We start from the raw sequence: 21,673 nt of genomic DNA, 5'->3' as shown, positions 1-21,673 counted from the left end.
CTAGGAAACGCCGGATTACCTAGTTTTCATGTGGCTAGGGGATTGGCAAACATGATAAAATATATATCGACAAAAGAGAGGCAGATTATGAAATTTCATCAAATGGACTGGCAACAACGCTTAGCAACACTTGCAGCAACTACTAAGCTGACAGCGAGTGAACAAGCATTATTTACTACCAATTATTCGGCAATCAATGAACAAATGATTGAAAACTATGTTACGAGTTTTCCGTTACCAGAAGGTATTTTACCAAATATTGTAATTAATGAGCGAACATACCAAGTGCCAATGGTCACAGAAGAACCCTCAGTAATTGCGGCTGCATCAAATGGAGCGCGCATGATTAACATGGGTGGCGGGTTAACGGCAACGAATGTTTCACGTGAAATGATTGGCCAAGTATTAATTAATGAAGCCGATTTTGCAGCGGTTACAACCCTTGTTGCAGAGCAAGCGCCGTATTTGATTGAAATTGGTAATGCTGCGCATCCATCCATGGCGCAACGTGGTGGCGGCTTAAAGCACATTGCGACAAGAGATTTAGGTGATGGCTTTGTTTCAGTAGACTTGCACATTGATACGCAAGCCGCGATGGGTGCCAATGTTGTTAATACGATTAGTGAAGCAGTTGCAAGTTATATCAAAACGCAACAAGTCGGTAATGTTGTGATGGCAATATTATCTAATTTAGCAACAACATCATTAGTAACAGCAAAAGTGGCATTACCATTTAAAGCAGTTGCAAAAGCTGGCTTTGAGGCGGCGGATATTGCCCAACGGATTGTATTAGCTAATCAATTTAGTCAACGGGATGCATATCGCGCAACGACTGAAAATAAAGGTGTGATGAACGGGATTGATGCAGTTGTGATGGCCAGTGGTAATGACTGGCGCGCGATTAGTGCAGGTATTCATGCCTACGCTGCCCGGGATGGTCAATATCGTAATTTAGTGACGTGGTCGCATGATGCGACAACTTTATATGGTGAAATTACGGTACCAATGCCGGTAGGGGTTGTAGGTGGTTCAATTGGAATTGTGCCACTAGTCCAAGCTAACCATAAGTTGTTAGCAGTTGAATCAGCCGGGGAACTAGCCCAAGTCATTGCCGCTGTCGGCTTAGCCCAAAACTTATCAGCACTGCGCGCCTTAGTTACTAGCGGCATTCAAGCTGGTCACATGCAATTACAATTAAAATCATTAGCATTGGCAGTTGGTGCGACAATTACGGAAGTCCCAATATTAGTCACACGCTTACAACAAATGCCGCATGCTGATATGCAAACTGCCCGCCAATTATTAACAGAAATGAGAGAGAAATAATGACAGAAGCACGTTTAGGACAAGTAACACAACAACTTTTACAACAAATTAATGATATTTTCCCTGGGGAAATTATGGTGCGCTTAGGTGCTCAAAAAAGTGGTCAAATTACTTATAATCAAGCAACCCGTGATATGATGGGCAGTCGCTTGCTCATTCAAGTTAGTGACGTGACAGCACCTGATTACACCGCAACACATGAATTAATGCATATTTTAATGTCATTGACTGGCTTCCCACAAGTAATGTTTGATTTAAAATTTGATGATCAAGAATTAAACGAACAAATGATGAGTATGACAACGCGATTGTATGATGTTGTTGCGCACCAAATTATTGCCCAAGAGCAACGGAAGCATGGTGTTTTGAATGCGGAAGTGGCTGAAGCATATGCAGCTGGAGTTAGTGATACGCTAACAGTTGAAGGAGCTAAAAATGATGATGAAGCCGCTTTACGTTTACTAACGTTGCTAGATGCCTTTGCTTTCTATAGCGAAGATGATGATAAACGTAAATACATGGCTCGTTTCCGTAAAGATTATCCATTGGCCTACGAAGCTGCGAAAAATATTAACGCCGTAATTACTAAAAAACCAATCAATTCACCATTTAGCATGCGCCGCGCAATTGTCAAATTATTCAAAGCCTTTGACGAACAAATGGCAATTTGGCACATGCCTGAATTACACGCGACAGAATATGCAACTTTGACAAGTGTGCTTTCAAAACGACAAGCTGGGATGCAAGTACGCCAAATCTTTGAAGTTTTCCATTCTGATATGTTGGATAAAAAGACTGGTGAACGGGCCTTTGTTGGTTTGAATCGTCTTGACCGCCAAAACGGCTTTGTCATTTCAGTTCCTGAAACAGTTAGTGGAGGCTCAACAGAATGGTTTAAGCAACTTTATGATATGACAGTTGAAGAGTTATTTGATAGTATTGCCATGCCATACACCTTACGTGAAGAAGAAGCAACCGATACTGACAACGATTAATTAAGGAGGCCGCCCATGCCAGTTGATTTACAAGCACTGATTAATACCGCTAAAAAAATTGTTTTTATGACAGGAGCAGGTGTATCAACGGCTTCGGGAATTCCAGATTACCGTTCTAAAAACGGCTTATATCATAATCAAACTTTGCGGCCTGAATATCTTTTAAGTACCGATGCATTACAAGAACAACCAGCAGCAATGTATCAATTCATTATGGATAACATGTTTTATCCCGATGCTCAACCCAATGTCATTCATCAAAAAATGGCAGCCCTAACGCAACAAGGCAAAGCTAAAATCATTACTCAAAATGTTGATGGCCTACATCTCAAGGCGGGGGCAAATGCTGAAGATGTGATTGAATTTCATGGTAATATTTATGACATTTATGCTCCAAAGGATAACCAACATGTTGATTACCATACTTATCAGCATGGATTGTATCGGGAAGATGGAGCATTACTCCGACCAAATATTACCTTGTATGGTGAAATTCCTTTTAAAGTTGAGCAAGCGATGGAATGGGTTCATGCAGCGGACTTAATTGTGATTGTTGGGACCAGTTTCGTCGTTTATCCATTTGCGGGATTACTGGAATACGCCCAAGCACAGACACAAGTTGTGGCAGTTAATTTAGAACGAATTCCGGCGCCGGCATTTGTGCACCAAAATATTGGTGATGCGGTGAAGGCGTTTGAAGCAATTGATATCGACTAACAAGTAATGCAAGTAAGTTTGCGACAAATTAAATAGTAAAAAACACTTTAGAAAAATTATTTTCTAAAGTGTTTTTTTATGTAAATTTAGCGTAACGATTTAATACAAGATTAATATGAATATTTAGCTATGGTAGCTGGAACTGTGAACAAATTATTTGACAAATTCTTGATATACGAGGCTTGGATTAGAAAGTTAAAAGGCCAAATAGAATATTTAGAATAATACGACTAACTAAGAAATGGACTAAATTGATACAAAAATTTACAACTTCGTGTCTTAAAAATAAATATTGGCCTTGTATAGTTATGGTATTGAATGAAAGGGGATTTTCTGATGAAATTTGGCAAAAAATCTGGAATCTTAGTTTTAAGTTTGGCTTTAACTGGTACTTTATTGGCAGGGTGTTCAACGCAAGCTGATGATTCAGCGACTTCTGATAACTTAACAACCATTACTAAAAATGCGAAAAAAGAAGGTATGGTTCGTTCGGTTGGGATGCCAGATTCTTGGGCTAACTGGGTTGGTACTTGGAATGATTTGAAGGATAAATTTGGGGTAAAACACCAAGATACTGATATGTCGAGTGCACAAGAACTACAAAACTTTAAGTCAGTTGGTAAAACGGCGAGTGCGGCTGATATTGGTGATATTGGGATTAACGTTGCCCCAACTGCAGTTAAACAAAATCTCTTAACAGCATACAAAACAAAATACTGGGATCAAATACCTGCATGGGCTAAAGATTCTAAAGGTTACTGGTCAGCTGGATACACAGGTACCATTGCCTTTATTACAGATACTAAAAATGTTAAAGCGAGTGATGCCCCAACTTCTTGGCAACAACTGGCTGATGGTAAATACAATGTTGATCTTGGGGATGTTACGACCGCTGCCCAATCCCAATATGGGGTGTTAGCCGCTGCCGTGGCCAACGGTGGTAACGAAAAAGATATTCAACCAGGGATTAAATTCTTCCAAAAATTACAAAAAGAACACCGTTTATCAACTAATAACTTAACGGTTCAAAATCTTCAAAAAGGTGAAACACAAGTCGCAATTGTGTGGGACTTTAACGCCCTTAATTACCGTAAGTTAATTGGCGATAACAGTCGTTACAAGATTACAATTCCAACTGATGGTTCTGTAATGAGTGGATACGCCGAAGTTATTAACAAAAATGCTGCTCACCCTAACGCAGCTAAGTTAGCGCGTAACTACATCTTGTCAGATGCCGGTCAAATTAATTTAGCCAAAGGTTTTGCTCGTCCAATTCGAAAAGATGTTAAACTTCCAGCCGATGTTGCAGCACAATTATTACCAGACAGTGACTACAAGGATGTTTACCACGTTAAAGATGGAGCTGCTTGGAATGCAACAACCTTGAAGCTAGCGCAATTGTGGCAATCAGAAGTGCTAGGTAAGTAAGGTTAGGAGTGTGAAATATGGGTTCGAAGGTCAAGTTATTTTTCCCGTTTAGCTTAGTGATGTTAGTTGGATTGGTTTTGCCCGTTGTTGTTATGATAATTGCCGGTTTTCAGGGCATGGATGGTGGATTTACCTTTAGTAATTACACCACTATTTTTAGCCAAAACTACTACCGTATGGCAATTTTCAATAGTTTATGGATATCACTAATTGCCGGTATCATCGGCTTAGTTATTTCCATTTTAGGTGCCTGGGCGATTACACAGTTAGCTGAACGGACGCAAAATATTTTAATTATTTTGTTTAACTTGGCAGCAAGTTTTGCAGGGATTCCATTAGCATTTTCATTAATTATTGTGTTTGGAAATGCCGGTATTGCCAAAGCATTAGCCCACACGTTGCATATTGGCTTTTTAGGCGGTTTTAGTATCTATTCCTTGCAAGGTTTAATTTTGGCCTATACGTTTTTTGAAGTACCGTTGGGAATTTTATTCCTTTACGCACCAATGAAAGAAATCAAGAAAGAGTGGTTTGAAGCTGCATTAGTCTTGGGCGCAAATCGCTCTTTCTTTATTAAGACCATTATTTTACCAATTTTGCTACCAAACATTATCGAAACATTTATTATTTTATTTGCCAATGCGATGGGAACATATGAAACGATGTATGCCTTAACGGGGAACAACTTTATTTCAATTCCAATCGTGATTGGGTCGTTAATTGATGGCTCATTGAATGCCAATGTGCCACTTGCATGTGCTTTAGCAACTATTTTTGCAGCAGTCATGGCAATGTTAGTGTTAGTTGGTAATCGAATCATCAACAGAAAGAGGAAGTAGTATGAAAGTACAAAGGGTCAATAAGTGGCGCCCACAATTAGTGATTACCCTGATTGCAATATTCTTACTAGCGCCTATTGTAGCGACGTTTTTTTATTCAATTTCGACGGTTTGGGTCAAAACCATTTTACCGAATGGTTTGACGTTCAAATGGTATGGTGTCTTGACTGCTGATCCGAATTTTATTCCGTCAGTGATTCGATCGTTACTACTGGCAATAGCTGTTGTAATTGTGACGATGGTCGCTTTTTTACCAGTCATTTTTTATGCCAATGTCTACAATCCAAAGTTAAAAGAAAAATTACGGTACCTTTCGATATTACCGTATTCAATTCCAGGAATTGTTTTAGTTACAGGATTAGTCCAACTATACGGTAATGTCGCTGTACCTAAAATAATAATTTTGATTTTGACAATTTCCGCAATTTGTTTACCCGCATTTTATCAAAGTTTGAACAATGCTTTTATGGGTGATGATTTTCGAGGGATGTTTGAACAAGCCCAATTACTCGGTGATAGTAAGGTAGGTGCTTTTATCCGCGTAGTGTTGCCAAATATCCGCGCAGGGTTGATGGTGGGATTATTGTTAACTTTTGCGGCAGCATTTACAGAATATGTAATTACCAACATTTTCTTAACCGGCCAATACCAGACCTTGAAAATTTATATGTATCGCTTAATGAACACCAACGGAAATGCGGCCAGTGTTTTGACAATTATTTTCTTTCTTTTTTTAGGTGTTATTGCATTAATTTTAATTAAGCTTGTATCAAATCAAAAACGAGCTAAAAAGGAGTAAGCGAAGGATGGTTAACACGGACAACTTTTTAAGTGTCAGTCATTTGAATATTAGTTTTAATGGCAACACAGTGATTAAAGATTTGAGTTTTAATATTAAAAAAGGGACACTAACATCATTTTTAGGACCTAGTGGGAGTGGAAAAACAACTGTATTACGAGCAATTGCGGGCTTGAATCAAGCGTTTGCGGGTCAGATTACTTTAGACGGCCAAGATATCACGAATTTAGCCCCTAACCAACGAAATATTGGCATGATCTTTCAGTCATATGCGTTGTTTCCGAATCTGACGGTATTTGATAATATTGCGTACGGTTTACGAGTTCAAAAAAAGCCCAAGACTGAAATTGAAAAAGCGGTTACCGATATGTTAGCTATCATTGGTTTAACTGATCGGCGTGATTACTACCCAGCTAATTTATCAGGTGGTCAACGACAACGGGTGGCAATTGCCCGATCAATGGTTTTAGAGCCTAAATTACTACTGTTGGATGAACCTTTAAGTGCCCTTGATGCTAAGACTCGGGTTGAATTACGTAATCAGATTAAACGTTACCAACAAGAACTTGGAATTACGATGATTTTTGTGACGCACGACCAGACTGAAGCGATGGCTATCTCAGATGATGTTTTAATTATGAGTTTAGGGGAACTAGAACAACAAGGTTCAGCAATGGAAATTTACACTAATCCTAAAACAATGTTTGTGGCGGACTTTATCGGTAACCATAATGTGTTAGCGGCGACTGATCTAGCAATGCTTGGTCTAGGAACTGATCAACCAGACGGCCAATACATTATCCGCCCAGAACTTTTGGAACACGTGATGCCAGCTAATTTAAATGGTTACGCACCAATTGAAGGGCAAGTTGTTGAGATGGCCGTCTTAGGCAACCGGATTGAGTACAGTTTGAAGACGGCAACTGGACACGTTGTTAAAGCTGAATGTATGAATCAAAATATCAACTTTACGCTCAATGATGAAATTAAAGTATATCTCAAAGTTGCAGAAATCAAGAAAGTTGGTTAAAGCATGGATTTAGAACGATTATTGCAAATTGATCGGCGAACTTGGAATGGGCACACACATACTGAATTTTGTCCGCATGGGTCAGGTGAAGACGTTGAGTTATTTATTCAACGAGCAATTGATGCTGGCTTTAAGACCTATACTATTACAGAGCACTTTCCTATGGCCCCGGAATTTTATACACACGTTACCGGCGCTGAACATGCGATTACAACCGCATGCATGGCTCCGGAAGATTTACCCACATATTTTGAAAAATTAGCCACTTTGAAAGCTAAGTATGCCGATCAAATTACGCTTTTGACGGGCTTTGAGTTTGATTACTTGAAGATTGGCCGCGAATATACGGCGACAGCGCTTGCTCAATATGCCGATCAAATTGATGATGCAATTTTATCAGTTCACTTTTTACCAACTAAAATGGGCCTTCGGGCGGTTGATGACAGTTGTGCTGATTTTAAAGCTGGTGTATTAGCTGAATATAAGACCCCACTTGGTGTCGCCAAAGCATATTTAAAAACAATTAAAGAAGCTTTGGAATGGCAAGTAGCTAATAAGCCCGGCCGAATTGGGCATATTACGTTATATCGGAAATGGCGTAATGAATTCCCTAACGAAACAATTTGGTGTGATGCCGAAACGGATGCTTTAATTACCGCTATTTTGCGGCTTGTAAAAGAACAAGGGATTATGTTGGATTGTAATATGTCCGGGATTCCACGTGAAACACAAACTGAATCATCCCCAACGTTTGATATCATTCGTGATGCACTGATGTTAGGAATTCCGATGGTATATGGGTCTGACGCCCATGCCGTTGTAGCCGTCAATCAAGGCTATAACGTTTATTTAGATCAAAAAATGTATTTATAATAATTGAGGAACAGAACATGAAGTTAACGGTCCAAGCAGATGCGGCGTTTAAGATTTGCCAAATTACTGATATTCATTTAGGAACCTTTCCATTAAAGGAAGAAGACAAACGAACTTTAGCCGGCATCGACCAAGTTTTAACGGCTAATGAATTTGATTTGATTATGGTAACGGGTGATTTAATTTGGGGGAAAATTAATGAAGCCCCAAAGGAATCATTAGCTGAATTATTTAAGGTATTAAATCGTAGTGGGGTTCCAGTCGCATTGACTTACGGTAACCACGATGCGGAAGGGGCTTTTAGTCGCTCAGATTTACGCAATTACGAAAACATGTTAGCCAACCCGGCTACTAAGGAAAATCCGTTTGTCATTAATGATCGTGAAAACTATACTCTTGATATTTACCAAGATGAAGGTGTGCGTAATCGAATATTTGTCTGGGATTCAGGTGACTATTTTAATTCAGCCATAAAAGAAGGCTATGCAACATTAGAACCTGAACAAGTAATATGGTTCAACAAGCACGCAGCTGAACGGGCTACTACTGTTACAGATTTAGCCTTTATGCACATCCCATTAGCTGAATATTATTTAGCAGCAGATAATATTATCGAGGGTACCAAGGGTGAAAAAATTTGCTCTGGTTGGTATAGTTCAGGTTTGTTCTATGCTTTTATTAATCAACAAAATGTGAAAGCATTATTTGTCGGCCATGATCATGAAAATAACTACCGCAGTCAAATAGACGGCATCGAATTAAGTTATGGGAATGTAGCTGGGTATAATACGTATGGCGAACTAGCCCGGGGTGTTCGGATAATTGATTTGTATTCTGACCACTATGACACCCAGGTAATTAATTTTTAAAGATACTCAAATAAACAGCACCCAATCAGTATATGAAATGGGTGCTGTTTATTTTTAAATTTAACAACCATTAGTTATAATTAAACATGTTACGTGGAAATGTTTAATATTAGACGGTTGGATTAATAATTAGGTTTTGAGGTGCAAGGCGCCGACTCGCTGCGATAATCCGGGCAACTTCTTCAGGAGATTCCGGATTAGGCTTTTTGATCCAGTGAATCACAATGCTAAAGAGGCCATCGACAAGTAATTGACGCGCGTAATCTTCGGGAAGTTTATCAGTCATGTGGCCGTTGTTAGTAGTAACACTTTCCATGAAGTATTTTTCAATTAATTGCTTAATTTTACTTAACATCTCATGATTTTCAGTATTAAGAATTAAGACCCGAATCATCCGGATATTGTTATAGATATAATTCAAAACGTTTGAAAATGATAAGTACACACTATCATTAGAATTGTTTTGGACAAAAATTTCGTTGTAGACCGAATTGTCACTAATCTTAGTTTGAAATTCGCTCAAGATGTTAGCAAATAATTCGGTTTGGATTTCTTCTAACAACGCATTAATATCCTTGTAATTCACATAAAAGGTACCGCGACTGAGATTCGCTTCTTTAACAAGATTACTGATTGTGACGTTATTAATACCATCCTGTTCACAGAGGGTAATATAAGCATTTTTGAGTTTTTGTTGGGTTTGTTGGACCCGTTGACTTTGGCGCATAATGGATCCCTTTCGAATATTAAAACACAAGCTCAAAGTGATTTTTATATTTATTGAACATTATGTCAAATATTGTATATTGCGTTCATTTATAAATTATTATAGACTATTGCATAGATTAAATAAAGGATGGCATTGAGATGAAGATGATTAAAAGGGAATTTGCCGCGATAAAATCAAATCGTGTGTTAATGATTTCTTTAATGGCAATTTCGTTTATTCCATTTATGTACTGTATCTTCTTCCTACGGTCAGTGTGGGATCCATATGGTAGTACTGGAAACTTACCGGTTGCGGTTGTTAATGAAGACCGAGCGGCTAAGTTCAATGGAAAAGAAATTTCTGCTGGTCAACAGTTAGTTGATCAATTGAAAAGTAACAAGGATTTAAAATGGGTCTTTGTTTCTAAACAACAAGCAGCAGAAGGGATGAAGGACAAAAAGTATTATTCAACAATTACGGTTCCTGAAAACTTTTCTAAGAATGCGACAACGTTGTTAGATAAAGATCCAAAGAAAATGAATTTGACATATGAAACAAACGATTCATTGAACTACATTGGGAGTGTTATCTCAGAACAAGGGGCCAAAGCGGTTAACGATAAGATTAAGAGCGCCATTACCCAAGCCTATGCTAAGGCAATGTTTGCTCAAGTTGAAAAAGCTGGGGATGGCTTCCAAAAAGCGGCTGATGGTTCAGTTAAGTTAAATAACGGAGCAAACCAGTTAAACAATGGTCTTAAGACTTATACTGGTGGTGTAAGTCAGATTGGTTCTGGTGTAAGTCAGTTACAACAAGGTGTTGGTCCCCTTGCAAGTGGAGTTAACCAACTCTCTGGTGGGGCTGGTCAACTAGCAAATGGTTTAGGTCAATTACAAAGTAAAGTTGGTCCACTACAAGCTGGAGTAGGTCAATTAGCAAATGGTTCAGGTCAACTTGTGAATGGCTTAGGCCAATTACAAAGTAATGTCGCACCATTACAAGCCGGAGTAGGTCAATTAAGTAATGGCTCAGGCCAACTTGTAACTGGTTTAGGCCAATTGCAACAAAATATTGGACCATTATCAAATGGTGTTTCAGAGTTAAATAACGGAGCTGGTAAATTAGCTGGTGGGATTAGTCAACTTAATGATAAAGATAATGGTCTACCAGCTGCTTATGCGGGAAGTGCAGCGCTACAAGACGGTTTAGCAAAACTACAAAGTGCAATTAAAGCGCAACAAGGTTCATCTAATGATGCGAATGCACCAACTTTGACTGATGGTATTAATGGTCTTAAAGCTGGGGTTAAGCAATTACAAGATGGTGTTGCCGGTGCAACCTTGAATGACGCACAAAAGGCGGCAATTGCTGATTTACAAAATCAAATTGCAACAGTCAATGGGTTAGTACCAGCTATTGAAGGAGCTGCTAAAAAAGTTGGGATTTCTGATGAACAAACTGCGGCTCTAATGGGAGCATTACAACCACAATTTGCTGCGATGACGGCAGCTGTTCAAAAAGACATGGCCATTGTTGACCCAATGCTTAAAAATTTACCAACTCAATTAGGTGAGTTAAGTGGCGGAATTGATAAGTTAAGTAATGGAATTAATGGTTTAGGCGATGGCCAAGCGAAATTATTCACCGAAGTTAACGCTGGTTTGGATGGCTTAAATGGTGGAGCAGCTAAATTGAATACTGGACTTGCTAAAGCAACTGCAGGTATTTCGCAATTGGCACCTGGTAGTCAACAATTGGTTGCAGGAACAGCTGAACTTAACGGTAAGATTCCAGCCTTAGCGGGTGGAGTTAACCAATTAGCTGGTGGTGCCAATCAATTGAACAATGGCCTTGGTCAACTTAATGGTAAGATTCCAGCCTTAGCGGGTGGAGTTAACCAATTAGCTGGTGGTGCCAATCAATTAAATGAAGGTATTGGCCAATTAAATGGTAACGTACCAGCCTTGGCGGGTGGAGTTAACCAACTAGCCGGTGGTGCTAACCAATTGAATGACGGTCTTGGTCAACTTAATGGTAAGGTGCCAACCTTAGCCAATGGTGTTAACCAATTAGCTAACGGGGCCAACCAATTGAACGCTAACTCAGGTAAATTACTTGACGGTGCTAGTCAATTGACTGATGGTTCTGGTAAATTAACGGTAGCCTTAAAAGATGGTGCTAAGCAAATTAACAACGTAACATTCACTGATAAGACTGCCAAAATGTTTGCGACACCAACTGAACTTCACCACTCACACTTCAGTTATGTACCAAATTACGGTCATGCCTTAGCACCATATGTACTTTCATTAGCATTGTATGTCGGTGCGTTGGTATTTAACTTTATCTACCCAATTCGTCGTCGTTACGAACTTGGTGGTACAACAACTGGTTGGTTTGCTAGCAAGATTGCCATCGGTGGTCTAGTAGCGATTGCGATGGGTGTGCTTGAAGTTGGTTTGATGTATGTTGGTGGTATTCACCCTGACCATCCATTTGAAGCCTTCTTCATGGCATGTCTCTTCTCATTAACTGCGATGTACTTAGTAATGTTCCTTGCGATGACCTTTGATAATCCTGGCCGTTTCTTAGCCATGGTTCTCTTAATGATTCAACTTGGTGGTTCTGGTGGGACCTTCCCATTACAAGTTCAAAGCGGATTCTATAACTTTGTTAGTCCATTCTTACCAATGACGTATTCAATTCTTGGCTTACGCGAAGCCTTAACTGGTGGTCTTGGATCAGTTCAAATTATGCAATCAGCCGGAGTACTTTTACTCATTATGGTTGCAAGTTTAATTCTGCTCTGGTTTGGTATGAATCACTTACAAAAGAAAAATTTAGCCGGTAACTGGGCTGAACAAGAAATTAAAAAAGAACAAACTGCTAAGAACGCATAGTAGTAAAAAATACCCTTAAAGTTAAATACTTTAAGGGTATTTTTATTGGCAACTAGAACGTTTCTTTGATAGGCTATTAGTAATAGAATTTATGAAGGGATACCGCCATGTTTGATAAATTACGCAATTCTAAATTATTATTTTGGTCACTAGAATTATTAGTAGTGGTATTAATTGTTTTTATGTGTACTCGGATTTCATTTTTATTTGAACCGATTGGTATTTTTATTAGCACAATTTTTGTACCATTAATTTTATCAGGATTTTGTTTCTACGTCCTTAATCCAATTGTAAAATTAGTTGAAAAAATTCATATTAAAAAACATAAGCTCCCCCATACAATTGCGGTATTAATCGTAATGTTAGCGGTATTATTACTAATTATTGGCATTTTGATGTTAGTGATTCCACAATTAATTACCCAAGTAAGTAAATTGTTAGCTAATATTCCAGCAGTTACTAGTACCTTACAAGAACAAGTTAACGGTCTGTTACATTCAAAATGGGTTAATCGGCTGGACTTAAACGTCAGCACAGCATCATTAGAAAAGCAAATTAGCAAGTATGCTAAAGGTTTCTTGCTCGGAACGGCTAATGGGATTGGGACGGTTGTGGGGATGCTAACTAGTATTACCATTACCGCAATTACAGTACCGGTTATGGTTTTTTATATGCTTAACGATGGCCATAAGTTTTTACCAAGTATTAAAAAATTTTTCCAACCAAGTAAAGCCGATGCAATCGAAAGTTTATTCAAAAAAATGTCAAAAACAATTTCACAATATATTGATGGGCAAGTTATTGAATGTTTATTCGTCGCAGTGTTTACCAGTATTGGCTATTTTATAATTGGGCAACCATATGCATTATTGCTAGGGATTACGGCAGGGATTGCTAATATTATCCCGTATGTGGGGCCATATTTAGGGATTTTTCCATCACTATTGGTTGCATGGACAATTGGTACTTGGCAAATTATCTGGGTGATTGTGATTGTTGTGATTGTCCAACAATTTGATGGAAACGTGATTTACCCTAATATTATTGGTAAGACGTTAAAAATTCACCCCCTAACAATTATTATTATTTTGCTAGCAGCTGGTAATATTGCTGGTATTCCGGGGATGATTTTAGCTATTCCATTTTACGCCATTATTCGGACAGTTGTTCAATTCGGTTGGCATTTATGGTTAGTGCAAAATAATCAAGCAATCATTGATGATGAAGATATTGAAGTGGAAGTTTTACAACCACATACCAAAAATTAACGGATAAGCAAAAGGACTCCGATGAAATGAAAAATTTCATCAGAGTCCTTTTTGATAGAGTGGGTGTAATGGGCTAAAAAGGCTTTTACAACCAAATATCGCCGGCTAGATTTAAATGAAATACAGGCTAATGCGCATATTTCGTAATTTTAGTTACTACTTGATATTGCCCAGTTGTGCTTGCATTTTATAGCACATACTTTTCAATTGCTTGTGCAACGCCGTCTTCTGAGTTAGGCGCTGTGATTTCGTTAGCAGCAGCTTTGATTTCATCAATGGCATTACCCATGGCAACTCCAAGGCCAGCCCACTTAATCATCGTCATATCGTTACCTTGGTCACCTAAAGACATCACTTCGTCTTGTTGAATACCAAGTTTTTTACTCAATGCTGATAATGCATTTCCCTTAGAAGCATCTTTATTCATAAATTCTAAGAAGAATGGTGTTGAGCGGACAATGTAGAAGCGATCATGGAATTCAGCTGGCACGGCTTTTTCTACGCGATCAATGACATCCTTTTCATCAATCATCATGGCTTTTGAATAGTCTTTGGTAACCATTTCAGGTACCGGAACATATTTGATTTGCATGAGTACTAAAAATGATTCCGCAATTGAGTACTTTGGGATTAGTGGATGAGCCGTGTAAATCAATTCTTCATCTTCAACGTGGAAATTAACGTCTAAATCATGACTTAACGCTTCGATATCACGATAGTCATCATAGCTAATAGTTTCCTTTGTTAATACCTTACCACTGACAGTTTGGGCTAAGGCACCGTTAAAAGTGATTACGTATTGATCATCGCCTTCTAAACCAAGGGCTTTCAAGTAAGGGGTAACCCCTGTTAATGGACGACCAGTTGTTAAAACAACTTTCACACCTTTTGCTTTGGCAGCTTGGATGGCGTCAATCGTCCGTTGGGTTAACTCATTATTTTCATTTAAAAGGGTTCCATCAATATCAATTGCAACTAATTTAATGCTCATTAAAAATCTCCTAGATTAAATTTTTTGGTGCTGTAAGGTAATTATTATTTAAGTATTGTTGAAAGTCAACGTATATCCCACTAAATAAATCATCAGTCCGATTAGATAGCATGTCTTTGGGGAAGAAGAAACGGCGATCACCAGCTTGTTTATCAGCTAGCGCTTGAATCAGGTGGCTTAATGTTGATAATTCCACCGTTGTCCCATCTGGATTAATTAATTCAATCTGAGTAAATGGCTTTTTAGCATTAGGCTGATAGATTGCATAAGCCATATCAAAGCTATCGTTTTCGGCGGTATAGTAGTTGGTGTTGAACCCGGCCGTTTGAATTAAATCCTTAACAACGGAAATGTATGGATTTGACTCTGTAGTTAAAAGTGCTGATTTGAGTGGCTTGCGATTCAAAAAACGACCTGCCAAATCACTTAAGATGGGGTCATCAACATATTGCCAAGCGTTAAAATAGGTCATTAATGCACCATCATCAAGCATTAAATAGTCATCAAGAGTACTCTGCCCATTAAAAAATGGCAGCAATGATGCTGGAATAAAAGAACTATCTACTGCTTTGTCAGTTAGTGATTTAGTATATAAATCCTTGGCTCGGCGTAAGAGACTAGTTAAAATAACTTCCATAGCGCGGCTCACAGGGTGAAAGTAGACTTGCTGGTACATTTGGTAACGACTAACGACGTAATCTTCAATGGCATGCATGCCAGCAATTGAAAAGGCAATCCCATCTTTATATGGCTTGATTAGGCGCATAATCCGAGAAAGGTCAAACGAACCATAGCTAGCACCGGTAAAGTAGGCATCACGTAATAGATAATCCATCCGATCAGCATCAATTTGACTTGAGATGATTTGGACAACTTGTGGATTAGGATACGTTTTATTAATGACATCAGCAACTTGGCGTGGAAATTGCGGTGAAACCCGCTTTAAAACATCGTTAATTTCCGTTCCAGGCGTCGTTATAATCATTTGGGTATAACGTTCATGGTCAGTCTTAAAAATGTGCTCAAACGTGTGTGAGTAGGGTCCGTGACCTAAGTCGTGAAGTAGAGCAGCAATTAAGGTAATCATTTGTTCATTTGAATCCCACAAGCCATCCCCAGGTGTCTGAGTTGGATAAGTTTGGGCGAGGTGATTAGTAATTTGGCGAGCAATTTCGTAAACGCCTAGTGAGTGTGTAAACCGTGAATGTTCAGCTCCAGGGAAAACTAAGCTCGCGATTCCAAGTTGCTTAATTCGTCGGAGACGTTGAAATTCACTAGTGTTAATTAAGTCGAGAATAATCTGGTGGTGGACATAGACATACGTATGGATTGGGTCACGAAGGACGGTTTCTTTACGTAGTTTTTGTGTTAAATATTGCTCCATTAGGCAGCCTTTCTAGTTAGTGAGTGCACCAATAATTGGCGATTGGCGGCGTTGTAAACGGTCGATATAGGTTTGAAGGGTTGTTGCACTAATTAAATTACGATCAAAAGGCATCATTGGAAACCAATTATGCGTTAAGTTAGTGACAACACGCTCCAATGAATAATGAGTGTTTAAAGATGCTAATGTCGTCATAGAACTTGCTTGAATGTCTGGGTAGGGGGGCGTGATGGTCTTACTTTGGAGGCCAATTAAGTACATTTGTCGAATGATTTCACAACGATATGCTTGATCACCAGCAACGCTTAAATAAAATGAAACGGCAATTTTATTTTGGTAGCGATGTTGCGCAAGTCCGGCGATTTTTTGGCCATTAACACTAATATCATATGTACCCGGGCAATAAGAAGTTGCAACTTCCCCAGTAGTAAGCGTTAAGTCGGGGAGGGTTTTTTGCAGTAATTCAACGACTAATTGGTACGCTTCATCAATTGATAAGGGGGTTGCCGGTTGTTGGAAAATCAAACTGGCATTTAAGATATCTGTATCCCCAATCACTGCTAAGCCACCAGCATTACGATTGTACATAGTGTAGTCATTTGCTGCTAACCAAGCAACTGCGGCAGAAAAATTCGGTAGTTGTTTATCACGCGGACCTAAAGCAACTTGTTTTGGGGTAGTCCAAATGTGTAAAATGGCGTTCATTGCGTCAACATGATTATATAGACATTGATTATAAACACTACTCATAAAAGGAACTTCAGTAGTAAAGTCATTTTTTAAATATGTAATGGCTGAAAATGGCACTTGCATATGAAACCTCCGCCGGACTTAAGTTTATTCGATAAATATTAGTTTCTATAAACTACATTATAACTAATATTTCGTATATAATGAAATAGACAGTAATGGAAGGAGCGTCAAAATGGCCGAAAAAAGTGCCGGAATTCCGGTTAATGTAGAAATCAAGACGTATATTGAACAAGATGGTAAGTCTGAATCATTTTCGTTTAGTGAAGTTGGACAATTTTTTAAGATGGGAACGACGGTTTATATTCGTTATCAAGAAACTAATCCCCTTGGAAAAATTCCTGTAACAATGAAGTTAGCTAGTGATGGGACAGCACAGTTACGCCGCCACGCGAGTTCGGATTTACGGTTGGTTTTTAATCCTAATGAATTAGCAAGTACGAAATATGCGACGCCAGCTGGATTAATGGATATCACTACGCGAACTAAAATGGTAAACTTTACGTATCAAGAAGCACCTTTAACTGGTGGGGTACAAATTGATTATGAATTGATTACAGGCAAAGAAGTTGTCGGACAATACAAGATTAGATTGCAATTTGTTCAATAAAAAGGTAAAATAGCAAAGATATTAAGACACTGAAAGGACGTGCTAATTTTGGAACTTACAAAATTTGATGGCCAAAATAAAGAAGAACTCTCATTGATCGAGGTTGCTCACGCAGTCTTAGCTGATCACGGCGAAAAGTTGGCGTTTGCTGACTTGGTAAATGAGGTTCAACAATTTTTAGGCAAGAGTGATGAAGAGATTCGTGAACGGTTGTCACAGTTTTATACTGATTTGAATGTCGATGGTAGTTTTATTTCCCTTGGAGATAATATGTGGGGACTTCGTTCATGGTATGCGATTGACTCAATTGATGAAGCCGTCCACTTAGATGATGAAGATGATGCGCCAGCTCGTAAGAAGAAACGCAAGAAGGTTAATGCGTTCCTTGATGACTCAGCTGACGATGATGACGTTATCGACTACAACGACGATGATCCAGAAGATGATGATTTTGGTAACATCGATGATGAAGAAGACGATGACGAAGAAGACGAAGATGATGACGAAGAATTAAAAGCTGCTAACGACTTTGACGACGTTGATGATGACGATGACAATATGTTAGAAGATGGTATTGAAGGTCAATTATCTGAGTTAAGTGATGACGATGACGACGAGGAAGACGAAGAGTTTTCTGACGACGAAAAATAATCACACAAAAACATGTTAATTGCTTGACTATCAGCAATGACTTGTGTAGTATATTTTAGGGCTCCTTACTAATGTAAGGGCTGTTCAGATAGTTATTAACTAGCTCCCAATTCAACTTGAGTTGGGAGCTTTTTTATTTTTTAAGGATATTGTTTTCATGGGAACCAGAGGAGGAGTTTTATTTTATGGCAACTAAGTACATTTTTGTTACCGGTGGTGTAGTATCATCGCTCGGAAAAGGAATTGTCGCAGCATCACTTGGACGACTTTTGAAAAATCGCGGATTTAAGATTGCGGTACAAAAGTTTGATCCATACATTAATGTTGACCCTGGTACTATGAGCCCATACCAACATGGTGAAACTTTTGTTACGGATGATGGTTTGGAAACTGACCTTGATTTAGGTCACTACGAACGTTTTATCGACATCAACTTAAATAAATACTCAAACGTAACTACTGGTCGTATTTATTCAGAAGTATTGGCTAAGGAACGTCGTGGGGATTATGAAGGGGCAACTGTTCAAGTTATTCCACATATTACTGGTGCTTTAAAAGAAAAAATGATGCGAGCAGCGCAAACAACTGATGCTGACATCGTGATTACTGAAGTTGGTGGAACTGTGGGTGATATTGAATCAATGCCATTCATGGAAGCCTTACGTCAAATGAAGTCAGAAGTTGGTGCTGAAAACGTCTTCTACATTCACACTTCACTAGTACCATTCTTGAAGGCGGCTGGTGAAATGAAGACTAAGCCAACGCAACAATCAGTTCAACAATTACGTTCACTTGGTATTCAACCAGACATGCTTGTATTACGGACTGAACAACCAATTTCAGATGGTATGCGTGAAAAGTTAGCCTTGTTCACTGATGTTAAGCCAGAAGCTGTTATTGAATCAATGGACGTAGATTCATTGTATGAAATTCCATTGAACTTACAACGTCAAAAAATGGATGATGTTGTTTTAGCTAAGTTAGGTTTAGAAGCACCAGAAGCAGATATGGCTGACTGGAAAAACCTTGTCGATCACGTTAAGAACTTGCACAAAACGGTAAACATTACACTTGTTGGTAAGTATGCTGATTTACAAGATGCTTACATTTCAGTTAATGAAGCCTTGAAGCACAGTGGTTATGCCGTTGATGCTGATGTTAACATCAAGCACATTAATGCCGAAACAGTTACTGAAGCAAACTACCAAGAATTATTGGCAGATGCTGATGGGATTGTTGTACCTGGTGGCTTTGGTCCTCGTGGGATTGAAGGTAAAATCTTAGCAATTAAGTATGCTCGTGAAAACAACGTCGCCTTCTTGGGAATTTGTTTAGGAATGCAATTAGCATCAGTTGAATTTGCACGTAACGTGTTAGGTCACAAAAATGCCAACTCAACTGAACTTGATCCTGAAACTGATGCACCAATCATTAGTTTGATGGCGGACCAAGAAGATGTTGAAAATCTTGGTGGAACGTTACGTTTAGGTCTTTACCCAGCAGTCTTGAAAGCTGGTACTAAGACAGCAGCAGCATATGGTAACGCTGAAGAAATTCAAGAACGTCACCGTCACCGTTGGGAATTTAACAACGCCTACCGTCAAGAATTTGAAGATGCCGGCATGGTATTTTCAGGGGTGTCACCAGATAACCGTTTGATGGAAGTTGTTGAACTTCCTGACAAGGATTACTTCGTAGCAGCCCAATACCACCCAGAATTCTTATCACGTCCACAACGTCCAGCACCATTGTTTGCAGCCTTTGTGGCCACTGCTTTGAAGCAACACGAAGCAAAATAATTAAGTAAATATACAAAACAACGGTTAGTAAACTCGCTTTACTGACCGTTTTTTGTATATAATAAATTGGTTAATAAATAAAAATGTTTGATTGAAAAAAGGTTACTATTTATTTAAGTAATATTATATTAATGAAATTATTTAAAAAATGATTGTTGTTTTATCAGTGGGCATCGTCAAAATTTAAAAACTATGGCATTATCATGAGAATGTTAATTTGCTAGTTGTTATTTTAAGAAAATATATGTAAAATTTATTAATATATGTAGCCACGCATATATTACGGATGGTGTGTATAAAATCAATCAACACACAATAATTAGCTTTTAAAGGTGTACAAATAAAATGACTAAAAAAATGATTATAAATGGTGGTCACCGTTTAGTAGGGGACGTCACAATCGGTGGCGCTAAGAACTCTACTGTGGCCTTAATTCCAGCCGCAATTTTGGCAGATACACCGTTACAATTTGACAGTGTGCCAGACATTGCCGATGTCTACAATCTACAAATTATTTTAGATTCAATGAACGTTGCTTCTAAATTTGAACATAGTGTTTTAGATATTGATCCGACGCAAATTCAAGAAGCAGCCCTACCAAGTACCGCTATCAAGAGTTTACGGGCATCTTATTACTTTATGGGCGCCTTGCTCGGTCGTTTTGGCCGGGCCACAGTGACTTTCCCTGGTGGTGATAATATTGGTCCTCGACCAATTGATCAACACATTAAAGGGTTTAAAGCTTTGGGAGCTGAAGTTGAAGAAAAAGATGATACAATCTTTATCACAACTGGAGCGGAAGGTCTTCATGGGGCCCGGATTTTCCTTGATTTAGTTTCAGTTGGGGCAACAATTAATATTATCTTGGCGGCTGTTAAAGCACCGGGACAAACAATTATTGAAAATGCTGCTCGTGAACCAGAAATTATTGATATTGCAACATTCTTAAATAACATGGGTGCAAAAATTCGCGGTGCAGGAACTGATGTAATCCGAATTGAAGGGGTGCCTTATTTAGCATCGCATGCTACACACACAATTATTCCTGACCGCATTGAAGCTGGGACATATTTGTCATTGGCAGCTGCGGTTGGTGATGGGATTACAATTCACAATATTATTCCAGAACACCTTGAATCATTTACTTCAAAAATGATTGAAATGGGTGTGGATCTTAAGATTGATGAAGATCAAATCTATGTCCCAAAAACTGAGGTGTTTACACCAATCAGTGTTAAGACTTCACCATATCCTGGTTTTGCAACTGACTTACAACAACCGTTGACCGCTGCATTATTACTTGCTGGTGGTGAAAGTAAGATTATTGATACAATCTATCCTAAACGAGTTAAACACATTGTTGAATTACGCCGTTTAGGGGCTGATATCGCCTCAGAAGTTGAAGGCGAAATTACAATTAATGAAAGTCGCAATTTAGTTGGTGGTTCTGTTAAGGCTGCCGAAATTCGCGCCGGGGCAGCATTGATGATTGCTGGTTTACTTGCAGATGGTCAAACAACTATTCACGGTGCAGATCATATTTTACGTGGATATGATCGTGTGGTTTGGAAGTTGACGCAATTGACAGCGGATGTTGAAATTGTGGAAGACCAAGATTAACAATTTTCAATTGGTTAAATGGTTGTCGAAAATATAGTAATATGGTAATATGTTAGAGTTAATGTTATAACATCGAGACTGACTCTGGTTCAGCGCATGAATCAGGGCATTAAGG

The 21,673-nt window shown here is 38.7% G+C and carries 19 protein-coding genes; 15 read left to right on the top strand and 4 right to left on the bottom strand.

All coding sequences use genetic code 11. The features are described 5' to 3' along the window. The first annotated feature begins 87 nt into the window (after window positions 1-87). The 9 genes from LQZ75_RS05415 (at window position 88) to LQZ75_RS05375 (ending at window position 8,876) form a co-directional block, all read left to right on the top strand. Window positions 88-1,326, top strand: a complete 1,239-nt coding sequence (locus tag LQZ75_RS05415) for a hydroxymethylglutaryl-CoA reductase, degradative (RefSeq protein WP_230096817.1) — start codon at window positions 88-90, stop codon at window positions 1,324-1,326. Beyond that, window positions 1,326-2,321, top strand: coding sequence for an IpaB/EvcA family protein (locus LQZ75_RS05410; RefSeq protein WP_230096816.1), 996 nt, complete (start codon window positions 1,326-1,328; stop codon window positions 2,319-2,321). The genes LQZ75_RS05415 and LQZ75_RS05410 overlap by 1 nt, the downstream gene beginning before the upstream one ends. 15 nt (window positions 2,322-2,336) lie before the next feature. Beyond that, window positions 2,337-3,038 (top strand): NAD-dependent protein deacylase, encoded by a 702-nt coding sequence (locus tag LQZ75_RS05405; protein WP_230096815.1) that lies wholly within the window; start codon window positions 2,337-2,339, stop codon window positions 3,036-3,038. Between the two features lie 336 nt (window positions 3,039-3,374). After that, on the top strand, window positions 3,375-4,466 hold the full coding sequence (locus LQZ75_RS05400) for an ABC transporter substrate-binding protein (protein WP_230096814.1): 1,092 nt from the start codon (window positions 3,375-3,377) through the stop codon (window positions 4,464-4,466). A gap of 17 nt (window positions 4,467-4,483) precedes the next feature. Further along, entirely contained in the window at window positions 4,484-5,305 is an 822-nt protein-coding gene (locus LQZ75_RS05395) for an ABC transporter permease (RefSeq protein ID WP_230096813.1), read from the top strand. A gap of 1 nt (window position 5,306) precedes the next feature. Continuing rightward, window positions 5,307-6,104 (top strand): ABC transporter permease, encoded by a 798-nt coding sequence (locus LQZ75_RS05390; RefSeq protein ID WP_230096812.1) that lies wholly within the window; start codon window positions 5,307-5,309, stop codon window positions 6,102-6,104. Between the two features lie 7 nt (window positions 6,105-6,111). Next, entirely contained in the window at window positions 6,112-7,134 is a 1,023-nt protein-coding gene (locus LQZ75_RS05385) for an ABC transporter ATP-binding protein (RefSeq protein WP_230096811.1), read from the top strand. Between the two features lie 3 nt (window positions 7,135-7,137). Continuing rightward, window positions 7,138-8,007: a histidinol-phosphatase HisJ gene (gene hisJ, locus LQZ75_RS05380; protein ID WP_230096810.1), complete on the top strand. Its 870-nt coding sequence runs from the start codon at window positions 7,138-7,140 to the stop codon at window positions 8,005-8,007. 17 nt (window positions 8,008-8,024) lie between these two features. After that, window positions 8,025-8,876, top strand: a complete 852-nt coding sequence (locus tag LQZ75_RS05375; protein ID WP_230096809.1) for a metallophosphoesterase — start codon at window positions 8,025-8,027, stop codon at window positions 8,874-8,876. Between the two features lie 109 nt (window positions 8,877-8,985). Here LQZ75_RS05375 and LQZ75_RS05370 read toward each other — a convergent pair whose 3' ends face one another. Then, window positions 8,986-9,603 (bottom strand): TetR/AcrR family transcriptional regulator, encoded by a 618-nt coding sequence (locus LQZ75_RS05370; protein WP_230096808.1) that lies wholly within the window; start codon window positions 9,601-9,603, stop codon window positions 8,986-8,988. A 140-nt stretch (window positions 9,604-9,743) separates the two neighbouring features. Here LQZ75_RS05370 and LQZ75_RS05365 point away from each other — a divergent pair, with 140 nt between their 5' ends. Then, entirely contained in the window at window positions 9,744-12,485 is a 2,742-nt protein-coding gene (locus tag LQZ75_RS05365) for a YhgE/Pip domain-containing protein (protein ID WP_230096807.1), read from the top strand. A gap of 107 nt (window positions 12,486-12,592) precedes the next feature. Next, on the top strand, window positions 12,593-13,753 hold the full coding sequence (locus LQZ75_RS05360) for an AI-2E family transporter (RefSeq protein ID WP_230096806.1): 1,161 nt from the start codon (window positions 12,593-12,595) through the stop codon (window positions 13,751-13,753). A 187-nt stretch (window positions 13,754-13,940) separates the two neighbouring features. On the opposite strand, the gene yidA is transcribed toward LQZ75_RS05360, so the two are convergent. The 3 genes from yidA to LQZ75_RS05345 are packed head-to-tail and all read right to left on the bottom strand — an operon-like array spanning window position 13,941 to window position 16,941. Next, on the bottom strand, window positions 13,941-14,744 hold the full coding sequence (yidA, locus tag LQZ75_RS05355) for a sugar-phosphatase (RefSeq protein WP_230096805.1): 804 nt from the start codon (window positions 14,742-14,744) through the stop codon (window positions 13,941-13,943). Between the two features lie 10 nt (window positions 14,745-14,754). Next, entirely contained in the window at window positions 14,755-16,128 is a 1,374-nt protein-coding gene (locus LQZ75_RS05350) for an HD domain-containing protein (protein ID WP_230096804.1), read from the bottom strand. Between the two features lie 12 nt (window positions 16,129-16,140). Continuing rightward, window positions 16,141-16,941 carry a lipoate--protein ligase family protein gene (locus LQZ75_RS05345; RefSeq protein WP_230096803.1) on the bottom strand — a complete coding sequence of 267 codons (801 nt, stop codon included), beginning with the start codon at window positions 16,939-16,941 and terminating at the stop codon, window positions 16,141-16,143. Window positions 16,942-17,053: 112 nt separating this feature from the next. On the opposite strand from LQZ75_RS05345, the gene LQZ75_RS05340 reads away from it, so the two are divergent. The 4 genes from LQZ75_RS05340 to murA all read left to right on the top strand — a co-directional run bounded on the left by LQZ75_RS05340 (window position 17,054) and on the right by murA (window position 21,558). After that, a complete protein-coding gene (locus LQZ75_RS05340) occupies window positions 17,054-17,488 on the top strand; it encodes a YwiB family protein (protein ID WP_230096802.1) in 435 nt (144 codons plus the stop codon). Window positions 17,489-17,536: 48 nt separating this feature from the next. After that, window positions 17,537-18,139, top strand: coding sequence for a DNA-directed RNA polymerase subunit delta (gene rpoE / locus LQZ75_RS05335; RefSeq protein WP_230096801.1), 603 nt, complete (start codon window positions 17,537-17,539; stop codon window positions 18,137-18,139). Between the two features lie 185 nt (window positions 18,140-18,324). After that, the gene (pyrG, locus tag LQZ75_RS05330; RefSeq protein WP_230096800.1) at window positions 18,325-19,938 is read left to right on the top strand and encodes a CTP synthase; all 1,614 of its coding nucleotides are present in this window, start codon (window positions 18,325-18,327) and stop codon (window positions 19,936-19,938) included. 345 nt (window positions 19,939-20,283) lie between these two features. After that, window positions 20,284-21,558, top strand: a complete 1,275-nt coding sequence (murA, locus tag LQZ75_RS05325) for a UDP-N-acetylglucosamine 1-carboxyvinyltransferase (RefSeq protein ID WP_230096799.1) — start codon at window positions 20,284-20,286, stop codon at window positions 21,556-21,558. Window positions 21,559-21,673 lie beyond the last annotated feature (115 nt).

Origin of the sequence: Periweissella fabaria (genome assembly GCF_918814575.1) — a bacterium.
GTDB lineage: Bacteria > Bacillota > Bacilli > Lactobacillales > Lactobacillaceae > Periweissella > Periweissella fabaria.
The sequence above is the reverse complement of the archived record's forward strand: the minus strand, read 5'-3'. Positions and strand labels throughout refer to the sequence as shown.